Annotated in this window: 19 protein-coding genes and 2 pseudogenes; 15 read left to right on the top strand and 6 right to left on the bottom strand. The window is 70.3% G+C overall.

All coding sequences use genetic code 11. The annotated features are described in order from the left end of the window. Nucleotides 1-183 precede the first annotated feature (183 nt). A complete protein-coding gene (locus BLA60_RS15150) occupies nucleotides 184-1116 on the top strand; it encodes a recombinase zinc beta ribbon domain-containing protein (RefSeq protein ID WP_154814364.1) in 933 nt (310 codons plus the stop codon). A 224-nt stretch (nucleotides 1117-1340) separates the two neighbouring features. Then, nucleotides 1341-1510, top strand: a pseudogene (locus tag BLA60_RS43255) (IS256 family transposase); the annotation flags it as partial. A 148-nt stretch (nucleotides 1511-1658) separates the two neighbouring features. Here BLA60_RS43255 and BLA60_RS15145 read toward each other — a convergent pair. Further along, nucleotides 1659-2435 (bottom strand): MerR family transcriptional regulator, encoded by a 777-nt coding sequence (locus tag BLA60_RS15145; protein ID WP_075133509.1) that lies wholly within the window; start codon nucleotides 2433-2435, stop codon nucleotides 1659-1661. Between the two features lie 33 nt (nucleotides 2436-2468). Then, nucleotides 2469-3608, bottom strand: a complete 1140-nt coding sequence (locus BLA60_RS15140; RefSeq protein ID WP_075133508.1) for a serine hydrolase domain-containing protein — start codon at nucleotides 3606-3608, stop codon at nucleotides 2469-2471. A 441-nt stretch (nucleotides 3609-4049) separates the two neighbouring features. Here BLA60_RS15140 and BLA60_RS46225 point away from each other — a divergent pair. From BLA60_RS46225 to BLA60_RS15120, 4 genes and pseudogenes are all read left to right on the top strand, one after another. After that, nucleotides 4050-6551, top strand: a pseudogene (locus BLA60_RS46225) (cation-translocating P-type ATPase). Nucleotides 6552-6615: 64 nt separating this feature from the next. After that, complete coding sequence (locus BLA60_RS15130; protein ID WP_084734956.1) at nucleotides 6616-7224, top strand: CBS domain-containing protein; 609 nt, start codon at nucleotides 6616-6618, stop codon at nucleotides 7222-7224. Then, nucleotides 7221-8069, top strand: a complete 849-nt coding sequence (locus BLA60_RS15125; RefSeq protein ID WP_084734955.1) for a nitroreductase family protein — start codon at nucleotides 7221-7223, stop codon at nucleotides 8067-8069. Before BLA60_RS15130 ends, BLA60_RS15125 begins: the two co-directional genes overlap by 4 nt. Nucleotides 8070-8079: 10 nt before the next feature. Continuing rightward, nucleotides 8080-8976 carry a universal stress protein gene (locus BLA60_RS15120; RefSeq protein ID WP_075133505.1) on the top strand — a complete coding sequence of 299 codons (897 nt, stop codon included), beginning with the start codon at nucleotides 8080-8082 and terminating at the stop codon, nucleotides 8974-8976. A 25-nt stretch (nucleotides 8977-9001) separates the two neighbouring features. Here the strand turns inward: BLA60_RS15120 and BLA60_RS15115 are convergent, their stop codons facing one another. Next, the gene (locus BLA60_RS15115; RefSeq protein WP_245811997.1) at nucleotides 9002-9724 is read right to left on the bottom strand and encodes a nitroreductase family protein; all 723 of its coding nucleotides are present in this window, start codon (nucleotides 9722-9724) and stop codon (nucleotides 9002-9004) included. Nucleotides 9725-10198: 474 nt separating this feature from the next. Between BLA60_RS15115 and BLA60_RS15110 the strand changes: the two genes are divergently transcribed. Continuing rightward, the gene (locus BLA60_RS15110; RefSeq protein WP_075133504.1) at nucleotides 10199-10594 is read left to right on the top strand and encodes a universal stress protein; all 396 of its coding nucleotides are present in this window, start codon (nucleotides 10199-10201) and stop codon (nucleotides 10592-10594) included. 17 nt (nucleotides 10595-10611) lie between these two features. After that, complete coding sequence (locus BLA60_RS15105) at nucleotides 10612-11193, top strand: CBS domain-containing protein (RefSeq protein ID WP_075133503.1); 582 nt, start codon at nucleotides 10612-10614, stop codon at nucleotides 11191-11193. Nucleotides 11194-11210: 17 nt separating this feature from the next. Here the strand turns inward: BLA60_RS15105 and BLA60_RS15100 are convergent, their stop codons facing one another. Both BLA60_RS15100 and BLA60_RS43235 read right to left on the bottom strand, forming a co-directional pair. Then, entirely contained in the window at nucleotides 11211-11480 is a 270-nt protein-coding gene (locus tag BLA60_RS15100) for a DUF1876 domain-containing protein (protein ID WP_075133502.1), read from the bottom strand. A 23-nt stretch (nucleotides 11481-11503) separates the two neighbouring features. Continuing rightward, nucleotides 11504-11659 (bottom strand): hypothetical protein, encoded by a 156-nt coding sequence (locus BLA60_RS43235; RefSeq protein ID WP_154814361.1) that lies wholly within the window; start codon nucleotides 11657-11659, stop codon nucleotides 11504-11506. 456 nt (nucleotides 11660-12115) lie between these two features. Here BLA60_RS43235 and BLA60_RS15095 point away from each other — a divergent pair, with 456 nt between their 5' ends. From BLA60_RS15095 to BLA60_RS15085, 3 genes are all read left to right on the top strand, one after another. Continuing rightward, nucleotides 12116-14785, top strand: a complete 2670-nt coding sequence (locus BLA60_RS15095) for a GNAT family N-acetyltransferase (protein ID WP_075133501.1) — start codon at nucleotides 12116-12118, stop codon at nucleotides 14783-14785. Nucleotides 14786-14817: 32 nt separating this feature from the next. After that, complete coding sequence (locus BLA60_RS15090; protein ID WP_075133500.1) at nucleotides 14818-15435, top strand: CBS domain-containing protein; 618 nt, start codon at nucleotides 14818-14820, stop codon at nucleotides 15433-15435. Between the two features lie 125 nt (nucleotides 15436-15560). Beyond that, nucleotides 15561-17243, top strand: coding sequence for a GAF domain-containing sensor histidine kinase (locus BLA60_RS15085; protein WP_245811996.1), 1683 nt, complete (start codon nucleotides 15561-15563; stop codon nucleotides 17241-17243). Here the strand turns inward: BLA60_RS15085 and BLA60_RS15080 are convergent. Further along, the gene (locus BLA60_RS15080; RefSeq protein WP_075133498.1) at nucleotides 17240-18112 is read right to left on the bottom strand and encodes a DUF302 domain-containing protein; all 873 of its coding nucleotides are present in this window, start codon (nucleotides 18110-18112) and stop codon (nucleotides 17240-17242) included. The two genes, BLA60_RS15085 and BLA60_RS15080, sit on opposite strands and share 4 nt — an antisense overlap. Nucleotides 18113-18254: 142 nt before the next feature. Between BLA60_RS15080 and BLA60_RS15075 the strand changes: the two genes are divergently transcribed. The 4 genes from BLA60_RS15075 to BLA60_RS45515 all read left to right on the top strand — a co-directional run bounded on the left by BLA60_RS15075 (nucleotide 18255) and on the right by BLA60_RS45515 (nucleotide 20909). Beyond that, nucleotides 18255-18650: an Hsp20/alpha crystallin family protein gene (locus BLA60_RS15075; protein WP_075133497.1), complete on the top strand. Its 396-nt coding sequence runs from the start codon at nucleotides 18255-18257 to the stop codon at nucleotides 18648-18650. 46 nt (nucleotides 18651-18696) lie between these two features. Then, nucleotides 18697-19236: an Rv1733c family protein gene (locus BLA60_RS15070; RefSeq protein WP_075133496.1), complete on the top strand. Its 540-nt coding sequence runs from the start codon at nucleotides 18697-18699 to the stop codon at nucleotides 19234-19236. Nucleotides 19237-19263: 27 nt separating this feature from the next. Then, entirely contained in the window at nucleotides 19264-20427 is a 1164-nt protein-coding gene (locus BLA60_RS15065) for an HAD-IC family P-type ATPase (protein WP_245811995.1), read from the top strand. 191 nt (nucleotides 20428-20618) lie between these two features. Beyond that, nucleotides 20619-20909: a hemerythrin domain-containing protein gene (locus tag BLA60_RS45515; protein WP_245811994.1), complete on the top strand. Its 291-nt coding sequence runs from the start codon at nucleotides 20619-20621 to the stop codon at nucleotides 20907-20909. Nucleotides 20910-20921 lie beyond the last annotated feature (12 nt).

The raw sequence follows: 20921 nt of genomic DNA, 5'->3' as shown, positions 1-20921 counted from the left end.
CACACCATCACGATCAGCTCCACGTCCAGCAGTCCGGCCACCGCGCGTAGTTCGGTCATCCGGTGGCCGGTGCCCACCGTCCAGATCCAGTGACGTTTCCGGTCGGCGCGTCGGCCACCCTGGCGGAACTGGAGGGCGACCCGCGCGCGTTGTTGGCCCGGTTGCGCGCGGGCGAGCAGGTCGGTGCTGGAGAACCCGCGTTATACCGGCTATGCGGTGTTCGGGCGGTGGACCAAGCGCGAAGTCCTGATGGACCCGGAGGACGTCGCTGCCGGGCATGTGGTGCGGTTCCGACGCTCCACACCGGACCGGGTCGTCCGGTCACGGCGGCCGGCTCATCCGGAGATCATCTCGGTTGAGGATTTCACCCAAGCTCAGTTGCTGCGCCGATCGAAGGCGGCGGGCGGGTTGCGGACGGCGCGGAAGACCGAGCGAACGGGGCGGCCGGTGAAGCGGCCGTACTTGTTCCGAGGCCGCATCAGGTGCGCGGTGTGCTCGCGGAAGGTGGAGGGCAGTCCACGCAAGCACGCCATGTACTACCGCTGCCCCGCGCGCACGCTCGCGCCGGAATCACCTGTTCTGGCTCAGCATCCGCCGGCCGTGTATCTGCGTGAGGACACGATCCGGGACGCCGTGAATGGATGGTTCGCGGAGCTGTTCGACCGTGACAATGTGGATCGCGCGGTGGCCGCTCTCGTGGCCTCCTGGGAGGGTGCGTCGCAGAGACGGGACGGGGGAGAGGCGGCTCGGAAGCGGCTGGCGGATGCCGAGCGCCGACTCAGGAAGTATCAAGCGGCGATCACAGCCGGCGTGGATCCGGCGGCGTTGGTTGAGGTGATCAACGGCGCGCACGCCGAGCGCGTGGTGGCTCAGGCCGAGGTCGACAACGCGCCACCTTCGGACCTGATGGACGCGGCGGAGGTGTACGCGCGGATCGACATGCTGGGCAACGTCGCGGCCAAGCTCAACGACGCGGCAGGGGAGGGGCTCGCAGAGCTGTACGCAGGGGCTGACCTGCAGGTTCTGTATGAGCCGGAGACATTCACCGCTGAGATTTCGATGCGGGTGAATAGTGTGCGTGTCCGAGGACCGAGCAGCCCCACGTCCCCAGACTGACCTGTGCGGTTGACCTGCGGCTTCTGTGACGATGTGTCGAGCGTGTGTCGCTGGACGCGCTGGTCAGGTGGTTGTAGGACGGTACTGACAGGTGGGTGGGTGTTCATGGTCGGGCAGTCCAGGTGGCGATCTCTGCGATGGCTTTGAGAGCCTGATCGTCGAACTGGCCGGTAACAGTTAGCGGTACTGGACACACTCGACGAGGAATAGGGGAAGAAATACACCGCGGGCACTTCCCGACCGAACAGGCAGCGATGAAGTGCCTGTATCTTGTGACCCGCGGCCTGGACCCCGCCGGCACAGGCCGCGCCGATGGACGATGCACTGGAAACCCGTACTCAACGCCTTCGCCATCACGTTCGGTGACCGCTGGCCGGGAGTCGAAACCTACTGATCGACACGCCGGAAACACCGATCACGGGAAAGCCCCCAAACCCCTCGTGTGGTGCTGACGTGCCTTGTCGAGGCTGGAGAGCTTGGTTTCCAGCGCTGATCGGTCGACGGTCTTCGTTGGGGTGGGCCACTGTGCTGCGAGGTGCCCATCACTGGCGTGGGATGGGTATGCCCGCGGAGCGGAGTTTCATCTCGGTGAGCGCGGTGAGCCGGGCTGAGATCGGTGCTTGGTCCTCCCGGTGGTTGTTGATCAGCGTGTACTGGGTGGCGGCGTTGGTCCAGGTACGCAGGCCGGTGGGGTTGCCCAGCAGTGTGGGGTTGGCGAGGTAGTGGTCGGCGATGGCGGTCGCGAGTTCTTCAATCCTCGGGTCGTCCTGTTCCCAGGTCTCGGCCGCCGAAGCGCGCTTGGTCAGATCGACGTACCCGGGATCCTCGAGCCGGTGTTCCAGCTGGGCCAGGAGGTTGTCGAAGCTGTTCGGCACCAGGGCACGGGTCAGCACCAAGGCCTCGCGTTGGGCTCCCACGTAGTCGGGGCTGAAGCCGAGAGTGGACATGCGGTCCAGGATCGCGCAGGCACGGTCGGGCAGCAGGGCTTGGTCACCGTCGGCAAGCCGCTGCAGGGTGTCGCGTTGCGCGATCAGGTCCGTGATCCGGTCGGTCAGCCGCCGCTCGGCGGCGGCGAGAGCGGCGGCGAACTGCTCGGCGTCGGCGTCGAGCAAAGATCCGATCTCGGCCAGCGGTACGCCGGCGGTGGCCAGCGTCCTGACCTGGACCAGCCGCAACAACTCCGCCGACCCGTACCGACGGTAGCCGGAGCTGTCGCGTTCCGGTTCCTCGACCAGGCCAAGCTTGTGATAGTGCCGCACCGTCTTCACCGTGACGCCGACGAATGCCGCCGCTTGCCCGATCGTGACCCCGTGCCTCATCTGCTCAGCCTGCCTTGTGCTCGAGCCCGGTGACTACACACACCCCGCCGGCTGGCCGCAGAACACCTCGTTGACGAGCCGCTGCTGGGCGTTCGCCATCGCCGCGGCGGTGGACAGTTCGGCGTCGTCCACGTAGTTCAGTGCGGCGGTCAGGATCCTGCTGCCGTCGGGCGTGCTGTACATCAGTGCCACGTGGCCGGTCTGGCCGCCGTTGTGCGTGATGATCGTGCCGCCGCGGTCAGTTTCCTGCACGAACACCCCCAGGCCGTAGCTCATCTTCGGGATTCCCGTCGGCCGCGGCGTGCACATCTCGGCCAGCAGTCCGGCGGGAAGGAGCTCACCGCCCAGCAACGCGGAGATGAACGTGGCCAGATCCTCGGTGGTCGAGATCATGTCGCCACCGGTGGAGACCCAGGACGGGTTGTAGCGGGTGATGTCGATCGTCTTCTGCAGGCCGTCGTCCTCGTAGCGGTAATAGGCGTGGGCGTGCGGCTCGGGGATCTCCGGCGAGGCGTCCGGCACCACCGTTCCCGACAGGCCGAGCGGCCCCAGGATTCGCGACCGCATCTCCTCGGCCAGCCGGTGGCCGGTGACCTTCTCGATCAGCAGCCTGGCCAGCACGTAGTTGGTGTTGGAGTAGCTCCAGCCCGTCCCCGGCGCGAACCGCGGTGGCTTGGACAACGCCAGCCGGACCAGCTCCTCCAGCTGGTAGGTGTGGAACCGCTTGTCCACCCACTCCCTGCCCGCGACGCCGTAGGGCACGGAGACACCGTGCACGACCGACCCGTCCTCGTAGACCTCGCCGGTGAAGTTGAACAGCCCGCTAGTGTGCTGCAACAGCATCCGCACCGTGATCCGCCCGTCGAGCCCGAACTCGGGCAGGTAGCCGGCTACCGGGGCGTCCAGGTCGACCTCGCCCTCGGCCACCAGTTGCAGCACCAGGGTCGCGACGAAGGTCTTGGTGTTGCTGGCGATCCGGACATGGCCGTCGACAGGCGGCTTCGCGGTACTGCCCAATTCGGCGACCCCGGCGCTGCCGACCCAGTCGCCCCGCTCATCGCGCACGCGCAGCGTCACCCCGGTGAAACCGGAATCAACGATCTCCTCAATCACCTTCTGCAGTTCCGGGCGATCCTGCCGGGCTGCGGTGGTGGTGGGGTTCGTGGTGGACATGGCGGTTGCTCCTTCGCATCAATGCTTCCCAGATCGCGGTATGTCGTGCCGCTGGGACGAGCGTGCACCTTGACCTGAGGTCAACCTCAACAGTGACCTAGCTCACTACTGCATACCGAACGCCGTCGACCCGGTACTCGCAAGAACAGCAGGGCACTGACCTGGTTTCGTCAAGCGGTGATGGGGTTACGATGGTTCCGGCAGAACGCCGAGGTCACCGCGTTGGCACCATCGATGTGCTCGCCGACCAAGCACCGTGAGCACGGCGGCAACCTCCAAGCACTCTCCGGACCCAGACGGCCTCCCGCCGAGAAGCGCGCGCGGCCGCCTGGTTTCCCTTGGCCGGTGACCTGACGTACTGGGCGTGTTCGGGACCTCTGCCGGCGACCTGCGGTCGTTGGTCCCTGGCCGGTCCCACGTCGACGTTGGGACCCTGGCCCGGTGACAGCGGATCCTGGACTCGAAACCGGTGATTCCCGTGAGCCGCTGGAGCGGCTGCTTCGGGACCTGCGCGCCCGGCCGGAAGGTCTGTCGGAGCGCGAGGTCACCCGACGTCTGGAGGTGCATGGCCCGAACGAGCTGGTACGCCGGGCCGGCTGGGACTGGCCACGGCAGCTGTTGGGCCAGTTCACCCATCCTCTCGCTCTGCTGCTGTGGCTGGCGGCTGCCCTTGCTGTTCTGTCCGGCACTGTGGTGCTCGGGCTGGCGATCGTCGCGGTGATCGTGTTGAACGCGGTGCTGGCGTTTGTGCAGGAACAGCAGGCGGAGCGTGCCGTTGAGGCGTTGGCGGCCTATCTGCCTGCGCGGGCCACGGTGATCCGCGACGGTGAACGGAGGACGGTCCAGGCCCGGGACCTGGTGCCGGGTGACATTCTGGTCGTCGAGGAGGGTGATCGGGTCTCGGCGGACGCGCGGTTGCTGTCCGGTGGGATCGAGGTGGACCTGTCGACGTTGACGGGGGAGTCGCTTCCCGCGTTCCGCTCGGCCGAGTTGACCGATGTGGGCGGTACGCTGTTGACCGCGCGGGATCTGCTGTTCAGCGGAACCTCCTGTACCAGCGGCCAGGCGCGGGCACTGGTGTTCGCCACCGGGATGCGCACCGAACTGGGTCGCATCGCCGCGCTGTCCCAGCGGGTCGGCCGGGACGAGAGTCCACTGGAGCGTCAGGCCAAGCGGGTGGCGTGGCTGATCGCCGCGTTGACCCAGAACCGGATGCGGGTCACCGACCTGTGGACGGCGTCCGGCCCGACGAGCCCGGACGGTGCGCGCCTCGGCGACCCCACCCTGTCCGCGCTCGCGGCGTCGATGGCGGCGTGTTCCAACGCTGAACTCAGTGTCGACGATCCCGGGTCGGCGACCGGCGACCCCACCGAGGTGGCGCTGCTGCGGGCGTCGGCGACGCTGGGTACCGACGTCTCCCCGTCCCGACGTGCGCGGCGACGCCTGCGCCAGTTCCACTTCGACCCCGCGCGCCGTCTGATGTCCACCGTGGACCAGGACGGTGAGCGCCGGGTGATCAACGTCAAGGGAGCACCGGAGTAGGTGCTCGCGCTCACCACGGCTGTCGCCACCGGCACGGGCTCGCGGCCGCTGACCGAGGTGGACCGGTCCGGGATCACCTCGGTGATCGCGGGCTACGCCGAACGCGGCCTTCGGGTACTGGCCGTCGCCCAGCGAACGCTCACCGACGCCGAACCGGTGCCTGAGCGGCGTGCGGCCGCCGAGCGGGATCTCGCCCTGCTCGGCCTCGCGGCCATGTTCGATCCGCCGAGACCGGAGGTCGCCGGTGCGGTGGCCACGTGTCACGCGGCGGGTATCCGGCTGATCCTCGTGACCGGCGACCACGCCCTGACCGCGACCGAGATCGCCCACCAGGTGGGCATCGCCAGGGAAAGCACCGCCGTGCTCACCGGCGCCGAACTGGAGTCCATGAGCGAGGCCGCGCTGGACGAACTGCTTCGCGGCGGGCAGGAGCTCATCTTCGCCCGCAGCTCACCGGAGGTGAAGCTGCGGGTCGCCGACGCGCTGCGTGCCCAGGACAACGTCGTCGCCATGACCGGGGACCGGGGTCAACGACGCCCTGGCGCTGCGGCGCGCGGACATCGGGGTGGCCATGGGGGTGGCGGGCACCGATGTCGCGCGCGAGGCGGCGACCATGGTGCTCACCGACGACAATTTCGCCACCATCGTCACCGCCGTGAAGTCCGGGCGGCAGGTCTACGACAACGTCCGCAAGTTCATTCTCTACATCTTCGCCCACCTCACTCCCGAGGTGGTCCCGTTCCTGGTGTTCGCCTTGTCGGGCGGTGGCATCCCGCTCCCGCTGACCGTCCTCCAGATCCTGGCCATCGACCTCGGCACCGAGACCCTTCCGGCGCTCGCACTCGGCCACGTACCCGCCGAGCTGGGGTTGATGAACCGGCCACCCCGCCGCCGGAACGAGAACGTGGTCGACCGCCAGATGTTGATCCGCGGCTGGGGATTCCTCGGGGGCATCTCCGCGGTCCTGGTGGTCGCCGGCTACTTCGTGACCCTGCTTTCCGGTGGCTGGTACCTGGGAGCGCCGACCGGTGTGGGCACCCCGCTGCACGACATCTGGGTACAGGCCACCACCATGACCTTCCTCCGCATCGTCGCCTGTCAGGTCGGTACCGCCTTCGCGGCCCGCACCCGGTACGCCTCCCTGCGCGCGATCGGACCGCTGAGCAACCGATGCTGCTGTGGGGGATCGTCTTCGAGGTCGCCTTCGCCGCGATGGTGGTGACCCTGCCACCGCTGCGCGAGGTGTTCGGCACGGCACCACCCCCGGCCGGGCACCTCGCGGTCCTGGCGGTCTTCCCGGTGGTGGTGTGGGGCGCCGACGAGTTGCGGCGCCTCGTGCTACGCACCAGGAAGCTCGGCGGCGATCCGGTCGCCGGTGGGAGTCCTAGGTCCCGTTCATGAGGGACGTCGTGCCGCTGTGGGGTGCGGGGGTGGCCTGGTCTGCTTGATCCGGGAGGTGCGCACGATGTCAGACGAGAGCTATCGCATGGCCAAGGAAGCGCGCGCCGATCTCGCGGGGCGGGCCGGGGTCCCCGGCGCCAGCACCGTGGAGCGGTTGATCAGTGCCGCTGCCTACCGTGACGAGCACCAGCAGCGGGGCGGCCCCCACCGGACCACGGGGTCCGGTGGGCACGCGCCGGCCTCCTCCGCGGTGGCGTCCCTGATGACCACCGAGGTCGTCACGGCCAGGGTGAGCACCACGGCCCGGGAACTCCAGGCCCTGATGACCGGGTACGGGATCAGTGGTGTGCCGGTGGTCGACAACGCCTACCGGCCGGTCGGTGTGGTGTCCGAGGCGGACCTGGCCGCCGCCGGCGACCACCGGCGTGGCTGGCACCGGCGGGACCGGGACGGCGGACTCACCGCACGTGACCTGATGACCACCCCGGTGGTGACGATCGGTGAGGACCAGTCGGTGACCGCCGCGATTCGGCTGCTGGTGCGCAAGGGCGTTCGGCGGCTGTACGTGGTCGACCCGAGAGGTGTGCTGGTCGGTGTCGTGTCGCGCAGGGACGTGCTCGGCGCACTCCTGCGGTCGGCATCGATCGACGACATGGTGCGGAGCGGTCCATGAGCGACGCGACGGCTTCCGCGCCCGACCGCAGAGCGGCCGGCCTCGATGATGGTGCGACGGATGCCACCGAGTGGACACCGGACGAACTCGAAGTGATCACGGGTGCGGTGCGGCAGGTGCCATCGATCGACGGTACGCGCCCGTGGACGTTGGAGTTCCACAGCGGCGACGGCGAGCGGACGCGCGCGGTCTCGCTGCTCGAGCGCGTCGACGCGCCGGGGCAGCCGGGGCAGCCGGGGGTGCCCGGTCGTGACCGGTTGGTCCGCTGCGGCGCCGCTCTGCAGAATCTGCGGCTGGCCACACGGATCCTCGGCTGGGTCCCGGAGACCGTCCTGCGCCCCGGCCCGGCGGGCGAACTCGCCCGGGTCACCGTGCGTCGCCGGCGGTCGCCCACGGAGTCCGAACTGTCCCGGTACTCGGCCATCTTCGTCCGGGCCGACGGCTGGTCGTCGGGGAGGAACGCGGTCAGTGCCACCACGCGCGAACGGTTGGTCGAGTCCTCCGGCACCGACGGCGTGCGGCTGCGTCCGGTCCGCGACGACGAGGTTCCGGTCCTCGCCTCGGTGCTGGAGCGTGACACGGCTCCCGGTGCCTCCGCAGCGCGGACCAGTCCGCGCACGGAGGCACTGCTGGTCGCCGAGACTCCTGACGACGGGCCGGTGGACCACCTCCGAGCCGGGGTCGCCGTGCAGAACGCTTGGCTCACCGCGACCGCCGCCGGGTTCACCTGCGCGGTCATCACCAACCCACTTCGGCTCCCCGAGGTCCGCTCCGGACTCGTCGAGGGCCTGAACCTTCCCGGGTTCCCGCAGGCCGTTCTGCGGCTCGGTACCCCCAAGGACTAGGGAGCGTCCGATGTCCACATCGCACAATCCGATGGCCGTCGTGGTCGGTGTCAACGGCTCCGCGTCAGCCTTGCAGGCGGTGCGCTGGGCCACCCGCGTCGCTCTGCGTGACTCGGTGCCCGTGCGACTCGTGCACGCCTACCAGTTGCCCTTGGACTATCCCTCCAGGGCGTTGGTGCGGGAGTCGATGCTGGACAGGGCACGGGAGGAGGGCCGGCGCTGGATCGCCCGGGCACGCGAGGTCGCCACCGAGAACGAACCGCACCCACCGATCGAGGTCGTGTTCCGGGCTGGGCCGGCGTCGAGACTGCTGCTGCGGGAGTCGGCGTCGGCGTCGGTGGTCGTGCTCGGCACGCGCGGGCTCAGCGCGCTGACCGGCCTGCTGGTCGGTTGCACCACGGTGGCCGTGGCGGGACAGGCCGACTGCCCGGTGGTGGTCGTCCGGGGAGCGGGTGTCGACGAGGCGCCCAACGACTCCGGTCCGGTTGTCCTCGGCGTGGATCTCAACCACGTCAACGACTCCGCGATCGACTACGCGTTCTCCGAGGCAGCCGCCGGGGGCGGTGAACTGGTCGCCGTGCACGCGTGGGTCGAGTCGCTGTTGGACGCGGCGGACGTCGACCAGATCGAAGGCGTCGACCTGGAGGAACATCGGCACCGCGCGCTGGAGGCGCTCACCGAGTGTCTGTCGGGCTGGCAGGAGAAGTATCCGGGCGTGCGGGTGCGTCACGAGGTCGTGCACGACCGGCCGGGCAGGGCACTGCGCGGGTTCTCCCACGGCGCCCAACTGGTGGTCGTGGCCCGGCGCCCCCACGACGCGTTCCGCAGCCTGGTACTCGGGTCCACCAGCATGTACCTGCTCCACCACGCGCTGTGCCCGATCGCGGTCATCCGCAACGGGCCCTGAGACCGCCTGGCCACCACGGCCGCTGTCACCTCGGCCGTGGTGGCCAGGCGGCGGGCATGTGGTCGACGGTGTCCATGAGTTGGCGGCGAGGGCTGCGTGGTGGCGGTGGTGTCGAGACGGGCAGCCAGCCGGTGCGCAGGATCAGGTGCGGGTGGGCCGCGCCGTCGAGCACCTCGTCGCGGATGGCGCGGGTGTCGGCGATCTCGAACGGCTGCGACAGCGGACAGGTCGCCATCCCTCGGCCGGTGGCGGTGAGCAGGGCGATGCTGGCGGCCTCACCGGCTCGCAGGATCGCTGTGGGATTGTCGGCCAGGGTCGCCACCACCAGCAGTTGGCCGCCGTCCGGTTCGTCCCGGGCGGTCCGCGCATCGGGCAGGGTGCCGCCGGAGAAGGTACGCATCGCGGTGTCGCCGTGGACGCGCCCCGCGGGCTGGGCGCTGCCGGCCATGACCCCGTCCTCGGCGAGCCGACCACGTCCGCTCCAGCCCGCGATCTCGGCCTGGTACTCGGGGTCCTCCTGCTGGCGCAGGGCGGCCTGGTCGATCGCGGTCGTCAGCCGCAGTCGGGTGAGTTGCCCGACGACCGGGATGAGCAGGGCACCGGCCTCCGCGGCGCGGTCGACCATGAGGTCGAGATGTCCGCGCGGCACCGGCCACGACGTGAATCGTCGCCGGTCGGTGCGTCGCTTCGGGATGGCGGCCGCGAGGGCGATGTCCTCCTCGGACGGAGTGCGCGCGACCAGTTCCACCGCGGCGAGGTGTTCGGGTTGACGGCGTTGGGCAGGTGGTGGAACGCCGCCAGCCACCCGCACGCCGCGAACGCGACGCGGAGGTGGTCGAGAGCGGCGCCACAGCTGAGCAGCAGGTCGCGGCCGTCGGCGTCGGTCACGGGCACCCGGCGGGTCAGGTCGGCCATCAGGTGGATCGACGTGGTGCCGATCAGCCAGTGCCACGGTTGGGTGTGTGCACCGAGGGCGCGCGGTTGGCCAACTCGATGGCACTGAGCACCGTCTGCTGGTCCGGCATGTGCGTGTTCACGACTTCCACGGTCGCCGCTCGTCCACCCGGCGCGGGAAGTGCCGTTGTTCCTACCCGGGCGTGACCAAGGACCCGCCGTTGTCCTGCGGGACGAAATGCCCTGCCAGATGGGGAATGTCGACGCTGTCGGGACGACCCGCCGGTCGGAAGAGTGGAGGCAGGTGCCTGGCGTGAACGGAGACGTGATGAACGACGAACAGCATGTGGTGGTCGCCGGGGTGTCTCCTGGGGAGCGGCGGGAGCCGATGGTGCGGTGGGCGGCGACCGAGGCGGTCTCCCGTGGCGCGCGGCTACGCCTGGTGGCCGCGGTGCCACCGCACCCTGTTCCGGACACCTACGTGCGTTCTGGCGTGGCCGACCTGCCCGCGACGGCCCACTGCGTGCTCGACCGTGCCGGGCGGTACGCCGTATCGGCGTGTCCGGGCGAGACACTCGCCCGCCTGTCGTACGAGTCGGCGTTGCTCGTCCTCGGTTCCCGTGGCCGGCGACGGCCGACCGCCACCCTGTTCGGTTCGGTGGGCCGGACCCTCATCCACCACAGCGCCTGTCCGGTCGTGGTCGCCCGATCGAGGCGGTCGTGAACACACGAGGAGGAACGATGCGTGCACGGGATGTCATGAGCCGGCCGGTGGTGAGTGTCGACACTCGCACCGGCGTTCGGGAGGCCGCCGCCGTCCTCGCCGAGCACCCGTTCTCGGCGCTTCCGGTGGTCGATGACGGCGGCGGGGTCGTCGGGATCTTCAGCGAGTCCGACGCGCTGCGCATCGAACCGGGTCAGGACCGGCTGGTGACCGAGGTCATGACCAGCCCGGTCGAGGTGGTGGGGCCGGCGACCGACGTCCGGGTGATCGCCGAGCGGATGCTCGCCGGTCATCTGCGCAACCTGCCGGTCGTGGAGGAAGGGTTGTTGATCGGGGTGGTGACCAAGCACGACCTGATTCGCACGGTGGTGCGCGACGACGACGTCGTCAAGGCCGAGCTGCGCCATCTGCTCGACGACTATGCCGGTAGCCGCCGGCGCTGGTCATTGGAGGTCACCAACGGCGCGACCACCATCGAGGGCGATTTCGCCGACATCGCGGAACGCGACGTCATCGGCGCGCTGGCCCGGACCGTGCCGGGCGTGTGCTCGGTGGAACTCATTGCCACCGAGCCAACGCCGCTGACCTGGGACGACTGAACGCGACTGGCGGGTTCTCAGTGGGTGAGGTGGGCCGTCCGGCTGGTGATCTCCTCGATGTCGGCGGACGTGGTGTCCAGGAGTTGGTGTGCCAGATCGGCGAGCGCGCGGGCGACGGCGAGTTCGTCACCGATCTCGGGCACGTTGGCGTCCGCCGGGTTGAGCCTGGCCAGGCCGACACCGGTGAGCCCGGTCCGATCCTGGTTGTCCAGCCTGGCCGTCGCTCGGGTCCTGGCCTCGTGCTCGTCGATACTGATGTTGATCGTCCAGCGTTTCGCTGTGGACATGGTTGCGGCCTCCTCCGGTCACGTCATCTGGTCACAGGGTTCGCGCCATCAGGCCTGTCGAGCAGGTTCTGGTCGTTGGTGTGGCCGTGGACGATGGTCCACGGCCGGTAGGTGGAGTCGTGCCGCATCAGGATCACCAGCGACGCCGGTTCTGCGATGTCGTTGACACGGACCGACATGGTGTCCTCTCCTGTACGTCAGCTCACCCTGTTCAGGGTGGACCGCGCCAGAGCGGAGTCACAGGGCAGTTGTGCCCTCGATCCCGATGACCAACGGCCTCGTGCGGGTCACGGGTGACCTTGGTCCCGGGAAGCGGTCTCCTTCGGCACTGCGGCCATCCTCCCGGCCTACCTGGGGCAGCGTGTGTTCCCGGTTTCTCCGTTCGAGACGATCGACCGTGACGGGGTGGGTGCGCTGGAGGCCGGCCGCGGTGGGTGGGAGTACGAGCGACAGCCGGTGACCGGTATCGCTCGCGGGCAACGGCCGAAGGTCCCCGGGTTGAGGGCCAACGGCGGGGACCTTCGGCGGAGCCGGCGAGTGCCTGGTGCTCTGCCGCGCGGGGCCGTGGGTGGGAAAGACTTCAGGATGAACAGACGGCTGACCGGCGTCGACGACCAGACATCGAAGGACTCGCGATGATCGTGACGGGAGCACGGGACAGTGGTGTACACGCCGTGCTGACCGACGGGCGGATCGTGTCGTTGCGCGAGTTGGATACCGCTGACACCGAAGCCGTGCGGGAACTTCACCGTCGACTGTCCGGCGAGGACCGTTACCTGCGGTTCTTCGGTGCCGCGGCGGACTCCACGCTGAACTCGGTCGCCGGCCTGGTCAGCAGGGGGACCGACGACCGCAACGCCGCGCTGGGTGGCTACCTGGGCGGCAGGCTGATCGGCGTGGCGAACTACGAGGTGCTCGCCGACCGGACCAGCGCCGAGGTCGCCATGGTGGTCGACGGTGCCGTGCAGGCCCGAGGGCTTGGCACGCTGCTGCTGGAGCATCTCGCCTCGATCGCGCGCCGGCACGGGGTGGTGCGGTTCGTGGCCGAGGTCCTGGCGGAGAACCGCCGCATGATCCAGGTCTTCCGTGATGCCGGTCTGCCGTACCGGATGACCGAGGAGGGACCGGAACGGCACGTGGAGATCTCCCTGCGCACCGATGAGCGGTACGCCGCCGCGGTGGACGAGCGCGACCGGGTCTCCGACGTCGCCAGCCTGGCTTCGGTGCTGTGCCCGGCGTCGGTGGCCGTCGTGGGGGCGGGACGCCGGCCGGGCTCGGTCGGACACGCGGTGCTGCGCAACCTTCTCGACGGCGACTTCACCGGGACGCTCGTAGCGGTGAACCCCCATGCCGACCGGATCGCGGGCGTCGCGTGCTGGCCGTCGGTGGCGGAGCTGCCCACCCCGGTGGAACTGGCGGTGGTGTGCGTGCCGGCCGGGGCGGTACCGGAGGTGGTGGAGCAGTGCGGGCGTCGCGGTGTCCGGGCCGTGGTGGTCGTCTCGGCCGGACTGTCCGGAACGCCGTTGGCGGCGCGGATCCTGGCTTCGGTGCGCCGGCACGGCATGCGGCTGGTCGGGCCCAACTGCGTCGGGGTGGTCAACACCGGCCCTGGCGTCCGGCTCGACGCCACCTTCACCAGGGGACACGTGCCGCGCGGCACGGTTGGTGTGGTCACCCAGTCCGGGGGCGTGGGCATCGCGCTGATCGAGTCGCTGCGCCACCTGGGACTCGGCGTGTCGACGGTGGTGTCCACCGGCGACAAGTACGACGTCAGCGGCAACGACCTGCTGTTGTGGTGGCGTCACGATCCGAACACCTCGGCCGCCGTGCTCTACCTCGAGTCCTTCGGCAACCCGCGCAAGTTCAGCCGGCTCGCCCAGGGGCTGGCCCACACGACACCCGTGCTCGCCGTGCGGTCGGCGGCCAGCGACGAGGCGCAGGCCGCCGCGGAGTCACACACCGCGGCGGCGGCGACCCCGACGGTGACCAGGGACGCGTTGTTCGAGCAGGCCGGGGTGATCGCCCTGGACGCGATCAGTGAGGTCGTCGACACGCTGGCCGCGCTGGCCTGGCAGCCGCTCCCGGCCGGTGACCGGGTGGTGATCCTCAGCAACGCCGGGGGTGCGGGGGTGCTCGCCGCCGACGCGTGCGTGCGCGCCGGACTTCGGCTGCCCGCACCTGGGGAAGGAACCCGCGAGCGGTTGGCGGCGTTGCTGCCGGCGCAGGCCAGCGTCGCGAACCCGGTCGATACCACCGCCGGCGTGTCCGCCGAGGTCCTCGGCTCCTGTCTGCGGGTCCTGCTCGCCGACCAGGACATCGACGCGGTGCTCGTCACCGGGGTGCCGACCGCGCTCGGCGATCCGTTCACCGCCGTGGCCGGAATCGCCGCCGACCGGACGAAACCGGTGCTGGTGGCCCGGCCCGGCCAGCTGGAGACCGTGACCGCCCTGGTCGCCACCGGCGGTGGCCCTCCGGCGACGGCCAGCTATGCCGATCCGGCCGCTGCCTCGGCGGTGCTCGGTCGGGTCACCCGCTATGCCACCTGGCGGCGAGCACGGTCCGGTGCGGTGCTCACCCCCGACCCCGCCCGGCTCGCCGAGGCCACGACACTGGTTCGGGAGTTCCTCACCGCCTCCCCGGGCGGCGGCTGGCTGGGACCGGCGGCCACCGTGCGCCTGCTCGGCCTGTTCGGCGTTCCCACGGTGTCGACGGTGGAGGCCGGCACCGCCGGGCAGGCAGCCGCGGTCCAGGCGGAGCTCGGCGGCCCGGTGGTGCTCAAGGCGATCGTCACCGGCGTACTGCACAAGAGCCGGGCCGGCGGGGTGCTCGTGGATCTGCGGGACGAGTCAGCCGTGCGGGACGCGTTCGCCACGTTCGCCGGGCGGTTCGGTAAGCGACTGCGAGGCGTGACGGTCCAACCCATGGTCGAGCCGGGCCGCGAGCTGATCGTGGGGGTCAGCTCCGACGAGGTGTTCGGCCCGCTGGTCGTGTTCGGCCTCGGCGGCACCGACACCGACCTGATCGCCGACCGGGTCGCTCGCCTCACCCCGGTGACCGAGGTCGACGCCGACCGCATGGTGCACGGACTGCGCTGCTCGAAAACCCTGTTCGGACCGCTGCCGACCAATGGTCTCGTCGACATCCTGACCAGAACCAGCTGTCTGGCCGATGCTCTCCCGGAGGTGACCGAACTGGACCTCAACCCTGTCGTCGTCAGTCAGGCCGGGTGCCAGGTACTGGACGCGCGTGTGCGACTGGCACCGCGTGAACCCGTCGACCCACTTCTGCGCGGGTTGCGTACCTGACGAACCGCACCTGGCCCCTGGAAGGAGGAGACATGCGTGCCCGAGACATCATGACCAGCCCGGTGATCGCGGTGGTGCCGGAGACCAGGATCAAGAAGGCCGCGGCGCTGCTCGCCGAGTACGGGTTCAGCGGGTTGCCGGTGGTGGACTCCGACGAGCACCTCGTCGGCATGGTCACCGAGGCCGATCTGGTCCGCGACCGGGTGCCCAGTGACCCCCGTGCCCACATCAGCGTCCATCCGCCCTCGGCCGACGGTCCGGTCAGCACCACGGTCGGTGAGGTCATGTCCAGCCCCGCCGTCGCCGTGGAACCCGGCACGGACGTCGCGGACCTGGCTGCCACCCTGCTCGAGACCCACCAGCGCACCACTCCCGTGGTCGACGGCTCGCGGCTCGTCGGCATCGTCACCCGGCGCGACATCGTCCGCACGATCGCCCGCGAGGACGACACGATCGCCACGGACGTGCGCCGGCGGCTGGAGGTCTACGGCGGAACGGGTCGCTGGCAGGTCGAGGTCCACGACGGGGTGGTCACCATCAGTGACACGTTCGATGACGACACCGACCGGCACGTCGCCAAGGTGCTCGCCGAGGCAGTTCCCGGCGTCGTGCGGGCCGACACCGTCGCGTCGAACGGTGAGCGGCGATGACGTGCCATTCCGGAATCCGACTATTACCGTGAAAGTGTGGACGGATCGGATCCCGCGATGGTCGCCGGTGCTCCAGCGGGAGCGTGACGGTGGCGGACTCGGCACATGACTCCGGGAGACGGCAGGTGGGGGTGTCGTTGGCCGGTCTGCGGCTGGACGAACTACTCCTCGACCTGCGGGACAAACTGACCGAACTCACCCGAACACGGGACCGTCTCCAGGTCCTGCTGGACGCGGTGGTGGCGATCGGCACCGGCCTGGAGCTGGAAGGCACGCTGCAGCGCATCGTGGAGACCGCGGTCGACCTGGTTGACGCCCGCTACGGCGCTCTGGGCGTGCTCGGCGAGGACGGGCTCTCGGAGTTCGTGCACACCGGGATCGACAGCGAGACCAGGGCGACCATGGGTCACCTGCCGGAGGGCCGGGGGCTGCTCGGGCACCTGATCGAGCACCCGTACCCGATCCGGGTGGCAGACCTGACCAAGCATCCGTCGTCGGTCGGCTTCCCGCCCAACCACCCGCCAATGTGCAGTTTCATTGGTACCCCGGTGCGGTTGCGTGGTGAGGTGTTCGGAAATCTCTATCTCACCGAGAAGGTGGGTGAGGCCGAGTTCACCGCGGATGACGAGGTGGTGCTGGAGGCGTTGGCGGCTGCCGCGGGGGTGGCCGTGGAGAACGCCCGGCTCTTCGAGCAGACGCGGCTGCGGGAACGGTGGCAGCACGCGTCGAGCGAGGTCAACTCGCTGCTGCTCGGCGGTGCGTCCACAGAGGATGCGTTGCGGTTGATCGCGGACCGCACCAGGGAGTTGTCCGATTCGGACTGCGCGCTGCTCCTGCTGGAGGACAGGTGCGGGGAGATGCTGTCGGTGCGGGCGTCGGTCGGGGCACCCGGCGATCGGCTGGTCGGCGTCACGTTTCCTGTCACGGTGCAGCCGTTCGCGGACGTGATCGACGGTGGTGAACCGAGGATCGTGGCGGACCTAGCCGACGTGGTGGGTGCCGGGAATCCGGATTTCGTCGGGTTCGGACCGGCGAACGTGGTGCCGCTCGGCGGCGCCGGCAACGCACGCGGTGTGCTGATGGCGTTGCGGGGCAAGGGGGAAAGTGGATTCGGCCGGGAGTCGTTGTCGCTGCTGGCCTCCTTCGCCGATCAGGCGGCGCTCGCGCTGGAACTGGCGGACAAGCAGCGTCAGCAGCGGTTGCTCGACGTGCTCGCCGACCGGGACCGGATCGCCGGTGATCTCCATGACCACGTGATCCAGAGACTGTTCGCGTCCGGGATGAGCCTGCAGGGCATCGTCCGGCTGATCGACGAGCCGGAGGCGCGGAGCCGGGTGACCCATGTGGTGGGCTACCTGGACGAGACCGTGCGTGAACTGCGTACCTCGATCTTCGATCTGCACACCACCGACGCCGCCGGGCCGGTGAGCCTGCGTCGCCGGATGCTCGACATCGTCGCCGAGTTGAGTACCGACGTCGAGGTGTCGCCCTCGGTGCGGATCTCCGGGACGGTGGACACGCTGGTGCCCGAGGTGATCGCCGAGCACGCGCTGGCGGTGCTGACCGAGGGGGTGAGCAACGCGGTGCGGCACGCCCGGGCGAGGGACATCACGGTCACGGTCGAGGCGGGCACCGAGCTGACGATCGACGTCTCCGACGACGGCATCGGTCTGCCGGCCGATGTGGTACGCAGCGGCCTGCTGAACGTCGAACGCCGCGCCGTGGACCTCGGCGGCTCGGCCGCTGTCGAACCCCGCCCTGGTGGGGGGACCCGGCTGGTGTGGCGGATTCCGTTGACCGCCGGTTAGTCCGCCACGGCGCGCAGGGCCGCCATGGCGCCGTCCAGCGCCTGCCGCGCCTGGACTGCCACGATGGCCAGATCGGCGATGCCGGTCGCCCGGACCATCAGCGCGGGATCGAGGAAGGTCACCGCCGAACCAGCGTCCCTGGCGCGGACCACGACCGTGCACGGCAGCAGCAAGCCGGCTTCCCGGTCGATGTCCAGGGCGCGCTTGGCCAGCGTGGGCGCACAGACACCGAGGATGACGTAGTCCTCGAGTTCCGCGCCGATGCGCTCCCAGAGCGTCGCCCGCACGTCGATCTCGCTCAGCACACCGAAACCGTTGTCGCGTAAGGCTTCCTTGGTGTGGGCCAAGGCCGTGGGGACGTCGGTGTCGAGGTGGACCGTCGGGCCGAGTGCCGGCGCGACCGGCAGGAGTACCTCGGTTCGGTAGCCGGTGGGGTCCGCGGTGTCCGGGCCGACCAGGTAGGTCTCCGACAGGGGACCGACCGGCCGGTACCCGTGCCGTTCGACCCACGAGCCCAACTCCTCGTACGCGGTGCCGATCGTGGAGTAGTCGCCCTGGTGGATCGTGCGGGCGACCCGCTGGGGACGCCGCGCGGTCACCCGCGCGTCCGGGCCGACCTCGTCGCGCCCGACACCGGGTGCGACCGGCACGCTCAGATCGATCTCCAGGGATCCCGACGCCGTGCGGCCCTGGTAGGTGACCGAGGGCGGGCCGGACACCTGCAGGCCAGCCTCGCTGGCCCTGTCGAGCAGGTCGGTCAGCGCGTCGCCCACCTCAGCGGCGAGACGGTCGGCGTCGATCAGGCGGTGCAGCTCAAGCACCTCGCCGGGCGCGGTCTCGATGATCTCGGTGTCGGTGTCGTAGCCCATCAGAGCCTCCTCGCCACCACTGTCCGCCAGGTCGGTCGGCCCGCACACGGCCGAAGGTCCCGGCGCGAGACGACGAACGCCACTGGGCGGAGAAGGGTCTCCCGGCTTGGCTGGAGGTGCCGAACCGAGAGGAGAGAACACCATGACGAGCCTGATCCCCCGTTCACTGGTCTTCCCGGACTTCGCACGGATGCTGGAGGCCTGGCCGTTCACCGACCACCATCCGGTCCGCGTCGAGGGCTACCGTGACGACGGCGACTACGTGCTGCGCGCGGAACTTCCCGGCATGGATCCGGAGAAGGACATTCACATTTCCGTGCGGGGCAACGATCTGGTCATCACGGCGGAGCGGACCCTCGAACAGCACGACACCGACCACACCGAGTTCACCTACGGCAAGTTCGCCAGGACTGTCCGGCTACCGGACGGCGCGCGGACCGACGAGGTCGCGGCGCACTACAACGCGGGCATCCTTGAGGTGAAGGTGCCCCTGCGGTCGCCGGAGGGCCGCGAGGTCGCGGTGACGACGACCAAGTGACCTGCTCGTGTCCGGGTCGTCGTGGCCGCAACCAGGTCGTGGGCCGATGGCCCGGCCGCAGGACCGTATGCGGACGGCGATCCGGGTCGCCGCCGTGGTCTTGGCGCTGCTGGTGGTCCCGGTCATGGCCGGGCTCGGGTCCGTCGTCCACGACAACCTGGTGGCCAAGGGAGAACAGCAGACCCGGACCTGGCATCGCGTCGTCGCCGTGTCCACGGAAGACACGTTGGGAGTCGGCCCGTACCAGTCCGAGCCGCTCGGATCGGGGGTCTGGGTCACGGCGCGCTGGCGCGACACCGACGGGACCATCCACACCGGGCAGGCGCCCGTCGACCGAGGTACCCGGGCCGGCGACAAGGTCGTCGTCTGGCTCGACGAGCAAAACAGTCCGGTCGTCGGCCCGATCAACGGTGAGCAGGCGCTGGTCGCGGGAGTGTTCGTCGCCGTGACGGGGTGGTTGAGCGCGACCGGCCTGGTGGCACTGGTGGGCCTGGCGGCCGTGCGCCTGCTCGACAGGGGCTGCCTCCGCGCGTGGCAGGAGGAGTGGGAACGCGTCGAACCGAAGTGGCGTAACCAGTTCCGGTGACATGACCGGCGACCTGGAGGAACCCAGATGGTTCACCATCGTCAGGAACGCGTGATCCCACCGGCCTCCGGAGCCGGTGTCGGTCCCGTGCGGGGCCGGCCGGCGCGCCTGGCCGTGGTGGACTCGTTCCGGACGCAGGTACTGCTGTTGGCCGTGCTCGCGGTGGCAACGGGGCTGGGCGTGGTGTGGCCGACGGCCTGGCCCGTGGCGACGCTGATCGCCCTCGGCTATTCGTTCCAGCTCGTGGTGCGCGACCTGCGGGCCCGGCGGTTCGGCACCGACGTGCTCGCCACGGTGAGCCTCGCGGGAACCCTGCTCGTCGGGGAGTACCTGGCGGGGGCACTGGTGGCGTTGATGCTGGCCACCGGACAGGCGCTCGAGGGTTATGCCAGGCGGCGGGCACACCGGGACCTCGATGAGCTGCTGGCGCGGGCTCCCCGCACCGCCCGGGTCCGGCACGGGGACCAGGTCGTGTCCGTGCCCGCCGACAGCGTCGAGGTCGGAGACCTGGTGGTGGTGCGACCGGGGGAGGTGGTCGCGGTCGACGGACGGTTGACCGAACCAGGGGTGTTCGACGAGTCCGCGCTCACCGGCGAGTCGTTGCCGGTGTCGCGCGGCCGCGACCAACTCGTCCGCAGCGGGGTGTGTGACGCCGGGGCGGTCGTGACGCTGCGCGCGGTGCGCGCCGCGGCCGACAGCGCCTATGCCGGGATCGTGCGGCTCGCGGGGGCCGCGCTGGCCGACACGGCTCCGGTGGTTCGGATCGCGGACCACTTCGCACGGCTGCTGGTACCAGCGGCGCTGCTGCTCGCCGGGGGAGCGTGGTGGTGGTCGGGCGATCCGGTGCGGGCCGTGGCGGTCCTGGTGACCGCGACGCCGTGCCCGCTGCTGCTCGCGGTACCCGCGGCGATCACGGCCGGAATGTCGGCGACGTCGCGCCGTGGGGTGGTGGTCAAGGACGGGGCGGTACTGGAACGGCTGGGCGGGGTGAACACCGTGGTGCTCGACAAGACCGGCACGCTGACCGTCGGACGTCCCCAGGTCGTCCAGACCGTCACCGCGCCGGGCGTGGTCGCGCGGGAGGCGCTGCGCCCGGCCGCCGCGGTGGAACAGGGTCGCCGCACGTACTGGCCGCCACCGCGGCGGCGGGCCTGCCGGCCCCCGCCGTTGGTGCGCTCGTCCAGGAACTGATCGACGTGCTTGCCGTCGGCAACGCCCTGCGCGCGCTCGGGGTGCCCGGCGCCTGCCGGTCCCGGCGCGCACTCGCGCGCTGCTCGACCGGTTCCGCGAGGAACACACCGGACTCGTCGACGCCCGCGCCGCCGTCCGGCAGGCGGCGGACGCGCTGTCCACCGGGCTCACCCCGGAGGGGGGAGACGATCGTGCGCGCCGCCCACGGCGTGCTCGTCGACCGTGTGCTGCCGCACGAGCGGGCCGAGGAGAACGAACTGTATCCGGCGGTCGCGCCGATGGTCGGCGGCCCACTCGGGATCGCGCCGATGAGCCGGGGCCACGTCGAGATCGAGCGACTCGTCGCCAGACTTGGCAGACACCTGCGCGGGCCGTTGGCCGCCGACCAGGTGACCGACCTGCGCGCCACCCTGTACGGCCTGGACGCCCTGCTCGCCCTGCACCTCGCCCAGGAGGAGGAAAGTTACTTCGCGCTCGCCTAGCGCGAACGGTGA

The organism is Actinophytocola xinjiangensis, from assembly GCF_001921215.1.
Lineage (GTDB): Bacteria > Actinomycetota > Actinomycetes > Mycobacteriales > Pseudonocardiaceae > Actinophytocola > Actinophytocola xinjiangensis.
This window is presented reverse-complemented; position numbering and strand designations above follow the sequence as displayed.

What these genes read in the sequence shown, in the direction of transcription:
- BLA60_RS15125 (WP_084734955.1), top strand. Translation starts at nt 7,221, where the DNA reads ATGAGCGACGCGACGGCTTCCGCGCCCGACCGCAGAGCGGCCGGCCTC.
- BLA60_RS15090 (WP_075133500.1), top strand. Translation starts at nt 14,818, where the DNA reads ATGCGTGCCCGAGACATCATGACCAGCCCGGTGATCGCGGTGGTGCCG.
- BLA60_RS15080 (WP_075133498.1), bottom strand. Translation starts at nt 18,112, where the DNA reads ATGGGCTACGACACCGACACCGAGATCATCGAGACCGCGCCCGGCGAG.
- BLA60_RS15145 (WP_075133509.1), bottom strand. Translation starts at nt 2,435, where the DNA reads ATGAGGCACGGGGTCACGATCGGGCAAGCGGCGGCATTCGTCGGCGTC.
- BLA60_RS15140 (WP_075133508.1), bottom strand. Translation starts at nt 3,608, where the DNA reads ATGTCCACCACGAACCCCACCACCACCGCAGCCCGGCAGGATCGCCCG.
- BLA60_RS15110 (WP_075133504.1), top strand. Translation starts at nt 10,199, where the DNA reads ATGAACGACGAACAGCATGTGGTGGTCGCCGGGGTGTCTCCTGGGGAG.
- BLA60_RS15095 (WP_075133501.1), top strand. Translation starts at nt 12,116, where the DNA reads ATGATCGTGACGGGAGCACGGGACAGTGGTGTACACGCCGTGCTGACC.
- BLA60_RS15070 (WP_075133496.1), top strand. Translation starts at nt 18,697, where the DNA reads ATGGCCCGGCCGCAGGACCGTATGCGGACGGCGATCCGGGTCGCCGCC.
- BLA60_RS43235 (WP_154814361.1), bottom strand. Translation starts at nt 11,659, where the DNA reads ATGTCGGTCCGTGTCAACGACATCGCAGAACCGGCGTCGCTGGTGATC.
- BLA60_RS15065 (WP_245811995.1), top strand. Translation starts at nt 19,264, where the DNA reads ATGGTTCACCATCGTCAGGAACGCGTGATCCCACCGGCCTCCGGAGCC.
- BLA60_RS15130 (WP_084734956.1), top strand. Translation starts at nt 6,616, where the DNA reads ATGTCAGACGAGAGCTATCGCATGGCCAAGGAAGCGCGCGCCGATCTC.
- BLA60_RS15100 (WP_075133502.1), bottom strand. Translation starts at nt 11,480, where the DNA reads ATGTCCACAGCGAAACGCTGGACGATCAACATCAGTATCGACGAGCAC.
- BLA60_RS15120 (WP_075133505.1), top strand. Translation starts at nt 8,080, where the DNA reads ATGTCCACATCGCACAATCCGATGGCCGTCGTGGTCGGTGTCAACGGC.
- BLA60_RS15105 (WP_075133503.1), top strand. Translation starts at nt 10,612, where the DNA reads ATGCGTGCACGGGATGTCATGAGCCGGCCGGTGGTGAGTGTCGACACT.
- BLA60_RS15075 (WP_075133497.1), top strand. Translation starts at nt 18,255, where the DNA reads ATGACGAGCCTGATCCCCCGTTCACTGGTCTTCCCGGACTTCGCACGG.